The organism is Butyricicoccus porcorum, assembly GCF_051246315.1.
Lineage (GTDB): Bacteria > Bacillota > Clostridia > Oscillospirales > Butyricicoccaceae > Butyricicoccus_A > Butyricicoccus_A porcorum.
This window is the reverse complement of record NZ_CP178353.1, coordinates 1635340-1647204: the sequence shown is the minus strand read 5'-3', so window position 1 is coordinate 1647204 and position 11865 is coordinate 1635340. Positions and strand designations below refer to the sequence as shown.

13 protein-coding genes and 1 other annotated feature are annotated in these 11865 nt (G+C 50.3%); of the genes, 2 read left to right on the top strand and 11 right to left on the bottom strand.

The window, feature by feature from the left end; translation table 11 throughout:
• Window positions 1-293: 293 nt before the first annotated feature.
• Together ACLM7Z_RS08090 and ACLM7Z_RS08085 are read left to right on the top strand one after the other, a co-directional pair.
• The gene (locus ACLM7Z_RS08090; RefSeq protein ID WP_087018411.1) at window positions 294-1718 is read left to right on the top strand and encodes an alanine/glycine:cation symporter family protein; all 1425 of its coding nucleotides are present in this window, start codon (window positions 294-296) and stop codon (window positions 1716-1718) included.
• Between the two features lie 117 nt (window positions 1719-1835).
• Window positions 1836-2612: an HAD-IIB family hydrolase gene (locus tag ACLM7Z_RS08085; protein WP_087018413.1), complete on the top strand. Its 777-nt coding sequence runs from the start codon at window positions 1836-1838 to the stop codon at window positions 2610-2612.
• A 65-nt stretch (window positions 2613-2677) separates the two neighbouring features.
• On the opposite strand, the gene ACLM7Z_RS08080 is transcribed toward ACLM7Z_RS08085, so the two are convergent.
• The 11 genes from ACLM7Z_RS08080 to ilvB all read right to left on the bottom strand — a co-directional run bounded on the left by ACLM7Z_RS08080 (window position 2678) and on the right by ilvB (window position 11419).
• Window positions 2678-3103, bottom strand: a complete 426-nt coding sequence (locus tag ACLM7Z_RS08080; RefSeq protein WP_133058263.1) for a hypothetical protein — start codon at window positions 3101-3103, stop codon at window positions 2678-2680.
• Window positions 3104-3220: 117 nt separating this feature from the next.
• Window positions 3221-3649: a hypothetical protein gene (locus ACLM7Z_RS08075; RefSeq protein WP_087018417.1), complete on the bottom strand. Its 429-nt coding sequence runs from the start codon at window positions 3647-3649 to the stop codon at window positions 3221-3223.
• Window positions 3646-4023: a hypothetical protein gene (locus ACLM7Z_RS08070; RefSeq protein ID WP_133058264.1), complete on the bottom strand. Its 378-nt coding sequence runs from the start codon at window positions 4021-4023 to the stop codon at window positions 3646-3648. The genes ACLM7Z_RS08075 and ACLM7Z_RS08070 overlap by 4 nt, the downstream gene beginning before the upstream one ends.
• A 34-nt stretch (window positions 4024-4057) precedes the next feature.
• On the bottom strand, window positions 4058-4591 hold the full coding sequence (locus tag ACLM7Z_RS08065; RefSeq protein WP_165761067.1) for a PadR family transcriptional regulator: 534 nt from the start codon (window positions 4589-4591) through the stop codon (window positions 4058-4060).
• 167 nt (window positions 4592-4758) lie between these two features.
• Entirely contained in the window at window positions 4759-5550 is a 792-nt protein-coding gene (locus ACLM7Z_RS08060; protein WP_435644838.1) for a hypothetical protein, read from the bottom strand.
• Between the two features lie 24 nt (window positions 5551-5574).
• Window positions 5575-5760, bottom strand: coding sequence for a hypothetical protein (locus tag ACLM7Z_RS08055; RefSeq protein ID WP_435644837.1), 186 nt, complete (start codon window positions 5758-5760; stop codon window positions 5575-5577).
• A gap of 70 nt (window positions 5761-5830) precedes the next feature.
• On the bottom strand, window positions 5831-6181 hold the full coding sequence (locus tag ACLM7Z_RS08050; protein ID WP_435644836.1) for an amidase domain-containing protein: 351 nt from the start codon (window positions 6179-6181) through the stop codon (window positions 5831-5833).
• Window positions 6182-6380: 199 nt separating this feature from the next.
• On the bottom strand, window positions 6381-8039 hold the full coding sequence (ilvD, locus tag ACLM7Z_RS08045; protein WP_273350304.1) for a dihydroxy-acid dehydratase: 1659 nt from the start codon (window positions 8037-8039) through the stop codon (window positions 6381-6383).
• A gap of 110 nt (window positions 8040-8149) precedes the next feature.
• A complete protein-coding gene (gene ilvC, locus ACLM7Z_RS08040) occupies window positions 8150-9151 on the bottom strand; it encodes a ketol-acid reductoisomerase (protein ID WP_394273667.1) in 1002 nt (333 codons plus the stop codon).
• 99 nt (window positions 9152-9250) lie between these two features.
• The gene (gene ilvN, locus ACLM7Z_RS08035; protein ID WP_087018431.1) at window positions 9251-9739 is read right to left on the bottom strand and encodes an acetolactate synthase small subunit; all 489 of its coding nucleotides are present in this window, start codon (window positions 9737-9739) and stop codon (window positions 9251-9253) included.
• Window positions 9740-9754: 15 nt separating this feature from the next.
• Complete coding sequence (ilvB, locus tag ACLM7Z_RS08030; RefSeq protein WP_087018433.1) at window positions 9755-11419, bottom strand: biosynthetic-type acetolactate synthase large subunit; 1665 nt, start codon at window positions 11417-11419, stop codon at window positions 9755-9757.
• A 111-nt stretch (window positions 11420-11530) separates the two neighbouring features.
• Window positions 11531-11788 (bottom strand) — a binding site (T-box leader).
• Between the last annotated feature and the right edge of the window lie 77 nt (window positions 11789-11865).

Sequence of the window (11865 nt, the reverse complement as noted above, 5' to 3'; positions counted from 1 at the left end):
TCTGATTGTATCATATCATAAAACGGATATCCTGCAACAGAAAACTGTTTCGCAATACGCAAAAAGTGGTATTTTACTCCGTCATGCCTGCACTTTTTCTTCTTGTATGTTATTTTAAGCAGCAATTTACAAATTATTAACAAAATTTCTGAATTTTTCTTGAAATCATCCTGCAAATACGGTATGATAAGAATAACCTACCAAGTGCATGATTGCAGACAGACAATGGCGTCTCGTTCCCGCTATTTGTATGTCTGCATTTTTTGTACGCTTATGAAGGGAGTTAAAAAACTATGGAAACATTTTCAAACATTGTCTCCGCTGTAGACAGCTTTGTCTGGGGTCCGGTCATGCTGATCCTGCTGGTCGGCACCGGTATTTTCCTGACAGTCCGCATCGGTTTCCGCACCTGGCTCAATCTGCCCTATGCACTGAAATCCGTCCTGAGCAAGGAAGCCAGAACGACAAACCGCGGTACCGGTGATATCTCACCGTTCGCTGCACTGATGACGGCGCTTGCCGCTACCATCGGTACCGGCAACATCGTCGGCGTTGCAACTGCTCTTGTCAGCGGCGGCCCGGGTGCTCTGGTTTGGATGGAAATTTCCGCAATCTTCGGCCTGACCAGCAAGTTCTCCGAGTGTATGCTCGCCATCAAGTACCGCACAGTAAACGATCAGGGCGAAATGCTCGGCGGCCCGATGACCACGATGAAGCGCGGCTTCAAGAATAAAACCGTTGGTGCTGTTCTGGCCATGCTGTTCGCAATCTTCGCTGTCATCGCATCGTTTGGCATTGGCAACATGACGCAGGCAAACTCCATTTCCTCCGCCCTGAAGAACACCTTCTCCGTTCCGACCTGGGTTACCGGCGCACTGATTACCGTTCTGGTTCTGATTATCCTGCTCGGCGGCATCACCCGCCTGTCCAAGGTTTCCTCTGTCATCGTACCGATTATGGCGGTTTTCTATCTGATTTTCGGTATCATTGTTATCATTGGCAATATCACCCAGATCCCGGCAGCCATTGTTCTGATGTTCAAGTGTGCCTTTACACCGGGCGCTGTCACCGGCGGTGTACTCGGTACGATTGTTTCCGGCATGATGAATTCCATGCGTTACGGTGTTGCCCGCGGCGTATTCTCCAATGAGGCCGGCATGGGCTCGGCAGCAATCACCGCAGCGGCTGCCACCACGGATGATCCGGTGCGTCAGGGCTATATCAACATGACGGGTACCTTCTTTGACACCATCGTTATCTGCACCGTCACCGGCCTTGCGATTTGCAGCTCCGGTGTTCTGGGTACGATTGATCCAGCTACCGGCGAACTGCTCACCGGTTCTGCACTGACCATCGCAGCCTTTGAATCCGTTCTGGGTACCTTCGGCGGCTGGATGGTTACCATCGGCATCGTCCTGTTCGCCTTCTCGACCATTCTGGGCTGGGAGTACCACGGCGAAAAGGCACTGGAATACATCGTCAGAAAGCCGTCTATCTGCATGGCTTACCGTGTTATCTTTGCACTTATCGCTTTTGTCGGTGCAACGACTTCCCTCGATCTGGTCTGGAACCTGTCCGATATCGCAAATGCGCTGATGGCAATCCCGAACCTGATCTCCCTGCTTGCACTGTCCGGTGTCATTGCCAAGGAGGTCAAGCGCTTCCAACCGACCATTGACGCGGAGCGCGCAGCCAAAAAGACCGCAAAAACAAGATAAGTTGCTTCCTCAGGAACGACATTTGCCCTTCCCTGCATCCACTGCGGGGGAGGGTTTTCTTGTTCTGCCGGATATGCTACAATAAAAGAAAAAAACAACTTCAGGAGCTATTCTTTTATGATTCGATTACTTGCAAGCGATATCGACGGTACGCTGATGCGCGAAGGCGAATATGCGATCCCGCCCGCCCTGTTTCCGCTCATCCGCGAGCTGCGTGCACGCGGGGTCTATTTTGCCGCATGCAGCGGCAGACAATACAGCAATCTCCGTCATCTGTTCGCACCGGTTGCCGATGAAATCGGCTATATTTGTGAAAACGGCAGTCTTGTTGTTTGGCAGGGAGAAATTCTCTCGAAGGAAACCATTGACCGCACCATTGGACAAGCATTGATGCGGAAGATTCTTGCACAGCCGGACAGCGAAGCGCTGCTCTCCGGCGTGCACACCTGCTATACCCAGCCAAACAACCCGGACTTTGTCACCCACCTGCGCGATTATGTGGGCAACGACACAACCGTTGTCGATGATATCTGTGCGGTTGAAGAGCCGTTCATCAAAATTTCTCTCTATCGCAAACGCGGTGTGGACGCTGCGCTCGCGTCGCAGTTCACCGAATTTGCCCCATACCTCGTCCCGGCAGTCGGTCGCAGCAGTTGGATGGATTTTCTGCGCGAAGGCTGCGGCAAGGGCACGGCATTAGATGTGCTGTGCACCCACCTGCATGTAGCGCAGAGCGAATGCGTTGCCTTCGGCGACAACGAAAATGACCTCCCGCTTGTCGGCCACACGGGCACGCTGTACGCGATGGCGGACGGACATCCGGCACTGATTGCGCAGGCGGACAAAACGACGATGGATGTCGTGGAGGAAATCCGCACATTATTCTCAATATAATAACGAAAGCTCCCCTGTTCGCCGCAAAAAGCGGCTGGCAGGGGAGTTTCCGATTTTCTCTTTAATCATGTATAACCTTCCACGTGTATGATCCAGTTTCCATTTTCATCCTGTGTCAGAATCCATTCAAAAAAGTCATACGTCTTACCAGATTTCAAAAATTCAAAATCGTTGTTTCCTTCTTCGCTATTTACATCAAAGACTGTTCCAAGAAGCATTGCCCTGTCGGCATCAAACTGTTCTGCCCAGTCTTCTCCCTGCATTTCATTGATTTCCTCGTCATACGTTACCTTGGTCAGCGTACATCCCTTCATATCTTCTTCAAAATAAGCAATCACAGCGTCCATTGCAACATCAATTTCCTCCGCACTGTATATTGATGAATCGGAAAAAGATTTTTCTACTGTACTGGCTGATTCCCTGCTTCCGCACGCACCTAGTAAAATACCTGCAATAAGCAATCCCACGCACGCCAAAACTTTCCTTTTCATATACATGCTCCTTAAATATTTTTTATTGAAAATATTTTATCACGATTTTATATATTTGTCAATGAAAAATATTATTTATCAAAAATTCCCGCTGGTTTTGCCAAGCAGGAATTTCTATTATGAAATTTTCCCGTTTTTGCTGCATGAGAGGGTTAACCGAACTGTTTTTTCTGTTTCTCCATTGGAAAACACTGCCTTTGCATGTTTTCCGTCAAAGCTGTCCTCCTGTTTCTCCCAGCCCTCTGAGACATAAAACATAGTAAAGTGTCCTGTGTCCTCTGCTTTTGTTCCGTCATAAACATATCGTGTCTTGATGATATAGGAAAACAGGACGTTTCCCTGCGGATCATAATAGGTAAACTGTTTTGATCCCATGACCATCTCTGTCCAATCCTTTGCCCGTTCTTCTGTGCCTGTTACCTCCGCATAGGAGCCATCGAAATATTGGACAGCTCTGGTTTCCGTATCACTGGCTGACGCAGCTACGCTGCTGCACAGACAAAGAATGCACAACAGGGAAAGGATTCTTTTTGCTCTATGTATCATTCTGTTTCCTCCGAAAGAGTTCCGTCTGCTGACTCATACTTTAATTGATCTAACGGTATACCATTCTGATCGATTTCAACGGTATTTCCGTCTCTATCTGTTGCTGAAATAATATTTCCCTCTTCATCCATTTCATAACTTAATCCATACTTTTCCGCATATTTCCAATATTCCGGTATATGATCTTCATCTTCATATATGACAGTTGTAATCTCAGCCGTATATGGGTATCGGATAAAATAGGCAACCGTACCGCATGCGCCGACCGCCACAGCCGCCAGACAGGCTGTCAACGCAATCCGAATCCACTTTCTGTTGCGCTGAACGCCTGCAATTTCCTGTTCCGGCACATCGCGCAGCATCTCTGCCGCCATCTCTGCAGGGCTGCCGAACGCCTCCAGAAAATCCTCATACGAGGCATCCGGACAGTCGTCCAGAAAAATCCCAATCGTCCGTTTCAGGTCGCTCATCAGCCTGTGTTTCTGTCTCATGCCGCAGGTCAGCTTCCTGCCCGTCTGTTTCAGGTACTTCCGCGCCGCTGTATTCTTCCTGTTCATATGTCTCCCCCTCAGATGCCAGAATGGTATCTACTCCCTCAGAAAACTGTCGGAACAATCCTCGCAATTCCTTCAAATATGTCCTGCCCTTTTCGGTAATCGCATAATACTGCCGTTTTCTGCCGTCCGGTGCAATGCGCTTCTTGCACTCGTCGATATACTCGAATTTCACCATCCGGTAGATGATCGAATACGGGAACACGATCTGGAACGTGCCGCCGCTGCGGCGGTTCAGCTCCTCCGGGATTTCCCCAATATACATATCGCGCTCGTTCAGCAGAAACAGCACCAGCATCTCTGCAACGGCCTTTTTCAGGTTGTCTTCCATGCCGGCGACCGAGCCGCTCCGCTCCGGTGCGCCACTCTCATTTGGCTTTCTCGGCATATAATCCACCTTCTCCATTTTTATTTTACTTAATTATTATAGTATAGCCAATCTTTGAAATTTTATCAACAATACGAAAAGTTTTTTATTAAAAATTTACTATGACACAGAGTAATCCCCGTCTGTTTACCATTGATAAACAAACGGGGATCCATATCTGTTTATTGTTAGTTTTCAATTCTGTTCAATAGCAGCTTAAACGGGTTAATTTCATCCGGATTCAAACTTTCCGCAACTGCCAACGCTTCGTCAAATGTCTCATATTCTGTCAAACAAGTTTGTTCTACATATTCGTCAATGGTTTCCATCTGCTTGACCTGATCATCAGAGTACGCACTGATGGCTACAGTCTCCTCTCTTTGTTCCTCCAGTTCATTGATCGCATCTCCAGCAAATTCCACATTCATCTCGTCAATATTCTGGAGCTTCCACAGACCATCCTCTTTTACCATCGTTGCAGTTATAGTATTTTGATTGATTGGAGCAGTAACTTCTAATTTATCATTTTCATTTTGTTCTACCCAGTTCCCCCATACCTGACATACAGCTTTTACAGTTGCTGTCTGTCCATCTTCACTAATATTCACGTTACGAAATGTATAATCAAGCACTCCTGCATCTGCAACATAACATACTCTATTCTTTCCAATTTCACGAAGTATCTTCTCATTTGTCTCTTTATAAGTTTGACGGCAAACATTGCTCTCAGCATAATACTGATCCATTTTTGTGTTAAAATCATCAATATATGCCTGAATATGTTCCTCTGTCAACATATCAGTCTTGCCATTTTCTGATTCAAAATATCCAATCTGATATGAAATATCCTGAGAGCCGATAAATGCCTCTTTTACCGCTTCTACTTCTGGCGATGTCTGCGAGTCTGCCCATGCGGTTCCACCGACTAAACAGGCGCTTATCAACACAATTGCCAATGTTCGCTTCCATTTCTTCATCATAGGTCAACTCCTCTTATTACTGAATCATGTGGGTAGTTCAAACGCATAGATTCTTGTATAATCACGACGCTGATTTTCTTTATCTCGATTCCAAATAACATGATATCTCTCTATACTATGCTGATTTATGAGATCTCCTGTTACATTACCATCATGTGCTGTATCCTGCGTTTTTGCATTATTAACAACATAAAAAGAAGAGTGATCCATTTCTCCATCCCCATACCAGTCATAAAAAATAACAACTTTTCCGATATTAGAAGATGTAAGATTTGCGCTATTATTTTGCGCTATTATTTACATATGCATACGTTCCTGTAACGCCATTTTTGCTCCAATTTCCCAATCTATTCCAGTTTAAACTCTTCACATAATTCTTAAATGAATCGGCCTTGTTCCAATTCGTTGTCCCACACTGTTGACCATCATTATTGTAACTGGTAGTCCAACTCGCACTCTTTTTCATGCCACCTGCGTAAAAGCATTGTGAAACGAAATTTGTACAGTCCGCTCCTCCATAAAACTTATACGCCGGATTTGGATCAAGCGCATACTGATTTGAATAATTGATAGCTGCTGTTCTGCTGTATGCAAATGCCGATGATGCTAAGCAAAGCAGTGTACAAAACATACACAAAATTCCCCTTTTTCACTTCTTCATCATAATACATCCTTCCTACACGATTCAGCTTCCATAATCTTCTTTTTTATATTATAATCATAAAACATATTTTTTTCAATACAAAATTATAATTTTTAAAAATATTTCCCTGTTAAAAAACCCCTCGCCTGCCGCGGCAGACGAGGGATGCTATGCAATTGCTTCCTGCTTACTTGAGGACAGCACCCTTGTTCGCAGAGGTGACCAGGCGCGAATAGCGTGCCAGCCAGCCGGTCTTGATCTTCGGCTCCTTCGGAATGAAGGTCTCACGGCGCTTTGCAAATTCCTCATCGGAAACCTTCGCATTGACAGAATGCGCCGGGATGTCGATCTCGATGATATCGCCTTCCTGAAGCAGGCCGATTTCACCGCCCATCGCAGCCTCCGGGCAGACATGGCCGATGGATGCACCACGGGACGCACCGGAGAAACGGCCGTCGGTAATCAGTGCAACATCCTTATCCAGCTTCATGCCGGCCAGTGCAGAGGTCGGGTTAAGCATTTCGCGCATACCCGGACCGCCCTTCGGGCCCTCATAGCGAATGACAACGACATCGCCCTTGTTGATCTTGCCGCCGTAAATCGCTTCGATTGCCTCTTCTTCGCTGTCGAACAGACGAGCCGGGCCGGTATGCTTCATCATTTCCGGTGCAACTGCGCTCTGCTTGACGGCACAGCCTTCCTTGGCAATGTTGCCCCACAGAATTGCAATGCCGCCGGTCTGCATGTACGGATTGTCAATCGGACGGATAACCTCCGGATTGGTGTTATAGCAGTGTGCGATGTTCTCGCCGACCTTCTTGCCGGTAGCAGTGATCTGATCCAGCTCGATCAGATTCTTTTTGGACAGCTCATTCATAACTGCATAGATGCCGCCTGCCTCATTCAGCTCCTGAATGTAGGTACGGCCTGCCGGTGCCAGATGGCACAGGTTCGGCGTGCAGGCAGAAACCTCGTTCAGCTTATTCAGATCCAGCTCCAGACCTGCCTCATGTGCGATGGCAAGCAAATGAAGAACCGTATTGGTCGAACAGCCCAGTGCCATTTCACATTCCAGTGCGTTGTGGATGGACTTTTCGGTGATGATATCACGCGGCTTGATGTCCTTTTCCAGCAGCTCCATGATCTTCATGCCAGCATGCTTGGCAAGCTGGATGCGGTCGGAATAAACCGCCGGAATCGTGCCGTTGCCCGGCAGTGCCATGCCGATTGCCTCACACAGGCAGTTCATCGAGTTTGCGGTGTACATGCCGGAGCAGGAACCGCAGCCCGGGCAGGAATGCTGCTCAATATCAGCCAGCTCAGTATCGTCAATCAGGTTTGCCTTGCGCGCACCGACTGCCTCGAACGTGTAGGACAGCGAGACATTCTCGCAATTGTGATGGCCTGCCAGCATCGGGCCGCCGGAGCAGACGATAGCCGGGATGTTCAGACGAGCTGCCGCCATGACCATGCCCGGAACGATCTTATCGCAGTTCGGGATGAGTACAAGTGCGTCAAACTGGTGTGCCTGTGCGAGCGTCTCAACAGAGTCCGCAATCAGCTCACGGGACGGCAGCGAAAACTTCATGCCGATGTGGCCCATTGCAATGCCGTCGCATACGCCGATGGCCGGAACCAGAACCGGCGTACCGCCAGCCATACTGACGCCAGTCTTGACTGCATTGGCAATTTTGTCCAGATTGATGTGACCCGGGATGATCTCACTGTACGCAGAAACGACGCCGATAATCGGGCGGTTCATTTCTTCCTCGGTCATGCCGGTCGCACGCAGCAGCGAACGATGCGGTACACGCTCCACGCCCTGCGTGACGTTATGACTTCTCAATTCCATAAGTACCTCCTGACAGGCGGCAGCTGCCGCCGATTAAAAAACGGGGACGGAGACCTGATGTCCCATCCCCGTTTGTCTGTTTGGATGATGTGGTATGTATATCCTTACTTCTTCAGCCAGGACATCATGCCGCGCAGCTCCTTGCCGACCTCTTCCAGCTGGGACTCAGCTTCCATCTGACGGGTAGCCAGGAACTTCGCACGGCCGCCCGCACGGTTCTCCTGAATCCACTCGGAAGCAAAGGTGCCGTCCTGAATCTCACGCAGGATCTGCTTCATTTCCTTGCGGGTCTCCTCGGTGATGATACGGCGTCCGGTGCGGTAATCGCCGTACTCAGCGGTATCGGAGATGGAATAACGCATCTTTGCGAAGCCGCCTTCGTTGATAAGGTCAACGATCAGCTTCATCTCATGAACGCACTCGAAATAAGCATTCTCCGGTGCATAACCTGCTTCTACCAGCGTCTCAAAGCCAGCCTTCATCAGTTCGCAGACGCCGCCACACAGGACAGCCTGCTCACCGAACAGGTCAGTCTCTGTCTCGGTGCGGAAGGTTGACTCGATGATGCCCGCACGGCCGCCGCCGATACCGGAAGCGTATGCCAGCGCGATGTCCAGTGCCTTGCCGGATGCATCCTGCTCTACGCATGCCAGGCACGGAACACCGTGACCCTCAACATACTGGCTGCGAACGGTATGACCCGGGCCCTTCGGCGCGATCATAATAACGTCGACATCCTTCGGCGGGATGATCTGCTTATAATGAATATTGAAGCCGTGTGCAAAGGCCAGAACATTGCCGGACTCCAGATTCGGCTCGATTACATCCTTGTAGATGTCAGCCTGCTTCTCATCCGGGCACAGCATCATAATGATATCGCCGGCCTTGGCAGCCTCTGCCGGGGTCATAACCTTCAGGCCATAGCCCTCTGCCTTTGCCGTGTGGCGGGAACCCGGACGCAGACCTACAACGACATCGACGCCGGAATCCTTCAGGTTCATTGCATGTGCATGACCCTGCGAACCGAAACCGATGATTGCAACGGTTTTGCCGTCCAGCAGCGACAGATTGCAGTCAGCATCATAAAACATCTTAACAGTTGCCATTTTGCTTTCCTCCTAATTCGCGGAACCAAAGTCCGCTAACTTGTATATTATAAAATAATACAGCCCACAAATCAAGCCCGAAAGCCGATAACATCCGTCTCAGGCGTTGTTTTTGTCCTTATGGACAGCTGTGACGCCGGTGCGGCTGGATTCCACGATATCAAAGCTGCTGATGACAGACAGGAACGTGTCAATGCGGGAAGGTGTGCCGTCCATGCGGACAATAATGGTCTCATCACTGGAAGAGACAACGTCTGCATGGTATACGCCGCAAAGCTCACGAACCGCCTCGCGGTCGTTGACATCGCCGCGGATTTTGACCAACACCAGTTCCCAGCAGAATGCCTCGTCCTCTTCAATGTGAACGACCTCGATACACTCTTCCAGCTTTGCCATCTGCTTGAGTACCTGACCGAGTGTGTACTCATCGCCGATGACAACAATGGTAATGCGGGAAATCTCAGGATCCGTCGTCGGAGATACCGTCAGCGAATCGATGTTAAAGCCGCGGCGTCCAAACAGGCTGGAAACACGCGCCAGAACGCCGGAATGGTTCTGAACGAGGGCTGAAATAATATATTTTTCCATATTTTACTACCTCCGTCAGTCAATCACAACGTTGTTGATGGTCTGGCCTGCCGGGATGAACGGCAGAACACGCTCGTCCTTATCAACAATCGCATCGATGATAACCGGGCCGTCCGCCTTCAGAGCCTCGCGCAGCGCCGCTTCAAATTCCGCCAGCGTCTTGCAGCGGATTCCCTTTGCACCGAATGCCTCTGCCAGCTTGACGAAGTCGGTCTTTCTGTGCGGATCGGTATTGGAATAGCGGTGGCCATAGAACGAGGTCTGCCACTGGCGAACCATGCCGAGTACAGCATTGTCGACAATGACCGTGACAACCGGCAGATGATAGCTGACAGCGGTGCACATCTCCTGCAAGTTCATGTGGAAGCTGCCGTCGCCGGTGATATGTACAACCTTTCGGTTCGGGCATGCCACCTGTGCGCCGATGGCTGCACCGTAGCCATAGCCCATTGTGCCGAGGCCACCGGAGGACAGGAAGGTGCGCGGCTTTTCACGGCCGGTGAACTGTGCCGCCCACATCTGATGCTGGCCGACATCGGTTGCAACGATATCGTCCTTATCCAGCAGCTCGTTGATCTTCTTCATCAGCTGGTGCGGACGAATGACGGAATCGTCGTCCTTCGGCCGATAATCCATGCGCTTCTTCCAGGTTGCAATCTGCTCCTTCCACGGAGTGTGATCCGCGTGATCGATGAGCGGAAGAACAGCCTCCAGTACATCGCGCGCATCGCCGATGACGTTGTGGTCAACCTCAATGTTTTTGTTGACCTCTGCCGGGTCGATATCAACCTGGACAATCTTTGCCGAGGTTGCGAAATCGCCCATCTTGGTGGCAACACGGTCAGAGAAACGCGTGCCGAGTGCGATCAGCAGGTCAGCCTTGTCGACCGCGCGGCCCGCAGAAACCCAGCCGTGCATGCCGATCATGCCCATATTCAGCGGATCGTCACACTTGAGTGCGCCGATGCCCATCATGGCATGGCATGTTGGAATGTCTGCGCGGTGAATCAGCTGTTCGAGCAGGTCGGATGCACCGGATGTGATGACACCGCCGCCGAAGAAGATAACCGGGCGTTCACTCGCGTTAATCATATCCGCCATCTTCTTGATCTGTTCGTGCTGAATCTGCGGATGCGGGCGCGGCTGAACGGCCGGCTTGTGCTCAAATTCACAGACCGCTGCGGTGACGTCCTTCGGAATATCGATCAGAACCGGGCCCGGGCGTCCGCTCATTGCAATTTCAAATGCGAGGCGAACGGTATCCGCCAGCTCCTCGACCTTGCGGACAACAAAGTTATGCTTGGTAATCGGCATGGTGATGCCCGCGATATAGACCTCCTGGAAGCTGTCGCGGCCGATGAACGACGTGCCGACGTTGCCGGTGATGGCAACCATCGGGATGGAGTCCATATACGCCGTTGCAATGCCGGTGACCAGGTTGGTTGCACCCGGTCCGGAGGTCGCAAGGCATACGCCAACCTTGCCGGTCGCGCGCGCATAACCGTCCGCTGCATGGGACGCGCCCTGCTCATGTGCCGTCAGGACATGGTGCATGCGGTCGGAATACTTATACAGTTCGTCATAAATGTTGAGTACTGCGCCGCCCGGATAACCGAAAATGGTATCGGTTCCCTGTTCCAGCAGCGTCTCAATGAGAATCTGTGAACCATTGAGTTTCATAGCAATCTCTCCTGAAATATTTTTTCGTATCTTGCGCGCCCGGACGGAAAACGCCATCGCGCTCCGCGCCGACGCCCGATGCAGGCAAATAAAAAAGCCCTTATCTCCTGAAAAAGAGACAAAGACTGTGCTCTGCGGTACCACTCTTATTGCCGCCTCAAATACGGCCACCTCAACGCATCGATGCAGAATCTGCACGTAATGCTTGCCCGTTAACGGAGGCTGACCCGATTCCGGTTACTAAAGCCAAGGCCTGTTCGCCCGAACTGCTCGCGGATGACGTTCACTTCTCCTCCCCTGCTGCCTTGCACCAAGCGACAGCTCTCTGAAAGCTTCGGGGAAGCTACTCCTTCCGGTCTCTGCATTTACATATCTCGTAAGATTTATTATATCTCGTATTTCCAAAATGTCAACCGATTTTTCGATTTTTTTCATATTGGCTGCCA

Coding starts and splice junctions, on each gene's coding strand:
- ACLM7Z_RS08090 (WP_087018411.1), top strand. CDS start 294: ATGGAAACATTTTCAAACATTGTCTCCGCTGTAGACAGCTTTGTCTGG.
- ACLM7Z_RS08085 (WP_087018413.1), top strand. CDS start 1,836: ATGATTCGATTACTTGCAAGCGATATCGACGGTACGCTGATGCGCGAA.
- ACLM7Z_RS08080 (WP_133058263.1), bottom strand. CDS start 3,103: ATGAAAAGGAAAGTTTTGGCGTGCGTGGGATTGCTTATTGCAGGTATT.
- ACLM7Z_RS08075 (WP_087018417.1), bottom strand. CDS start 3,649: ATGATACATAGAGCAAAAAGAATCCTTTCCCTGTTGTGCATTCTTTGT.
- ACLM7Z_RS08070 (WP_133058264.1), bottom strand. CDS start 4,023: ATGGCGGCAGAGATGCTGCGCGATGTGCCGGAACAGGAAATTGCAGGC.
- ACLM7Z_RS08065 (WP_165761067.1), bottom strand. CDS start 4,591: ATGCCGAGAAAGCCAAATGAGAGTGGCGCACCGGAGCGGAGCGGCTCG.
- ACLM7Z_RS08060 (WP_435644838.1), bottom strand. CDS start 5,550: ATGATGAAGAAATGGAAGCGAACATTGGCAATTGTGTTGATAAGCGCC.
- ACLM7Z_RS08055 (WP_435644837.1), bottom strand. CDS start 5,760: ATGGATCACTCTTCTTTTTATGTTGTTAATAATGCAAAAACGCAGGAT.
- ACLM7Z_RS08050 (WP_435644836.1), bottom strand. CDS start 6,181: ATGTTTTGTACACTGCTTTGCTTAGCATCATCGGCATTTGCATACAGC.
- ilvC (WP_394273667.1), bottom strand. CDS start 9,151: ATGGCAACTGTTAAGATGTTTTATGATGCTGACTGCAATCTGTCGCTG.
- ilvN (WP_087018431.1), bottom strand. CDS start 9,739: ATGGAAAAATATATTATTTCAGCCCTCGTTCAGAACCATTCCGGCGTT.
- ilvB (WP_087018433.1), bottom strand. CDS start 11,419: ATGAAACTCAATGGTTCACAGATTCTCATTGAGACGCTGCTGGAACAG.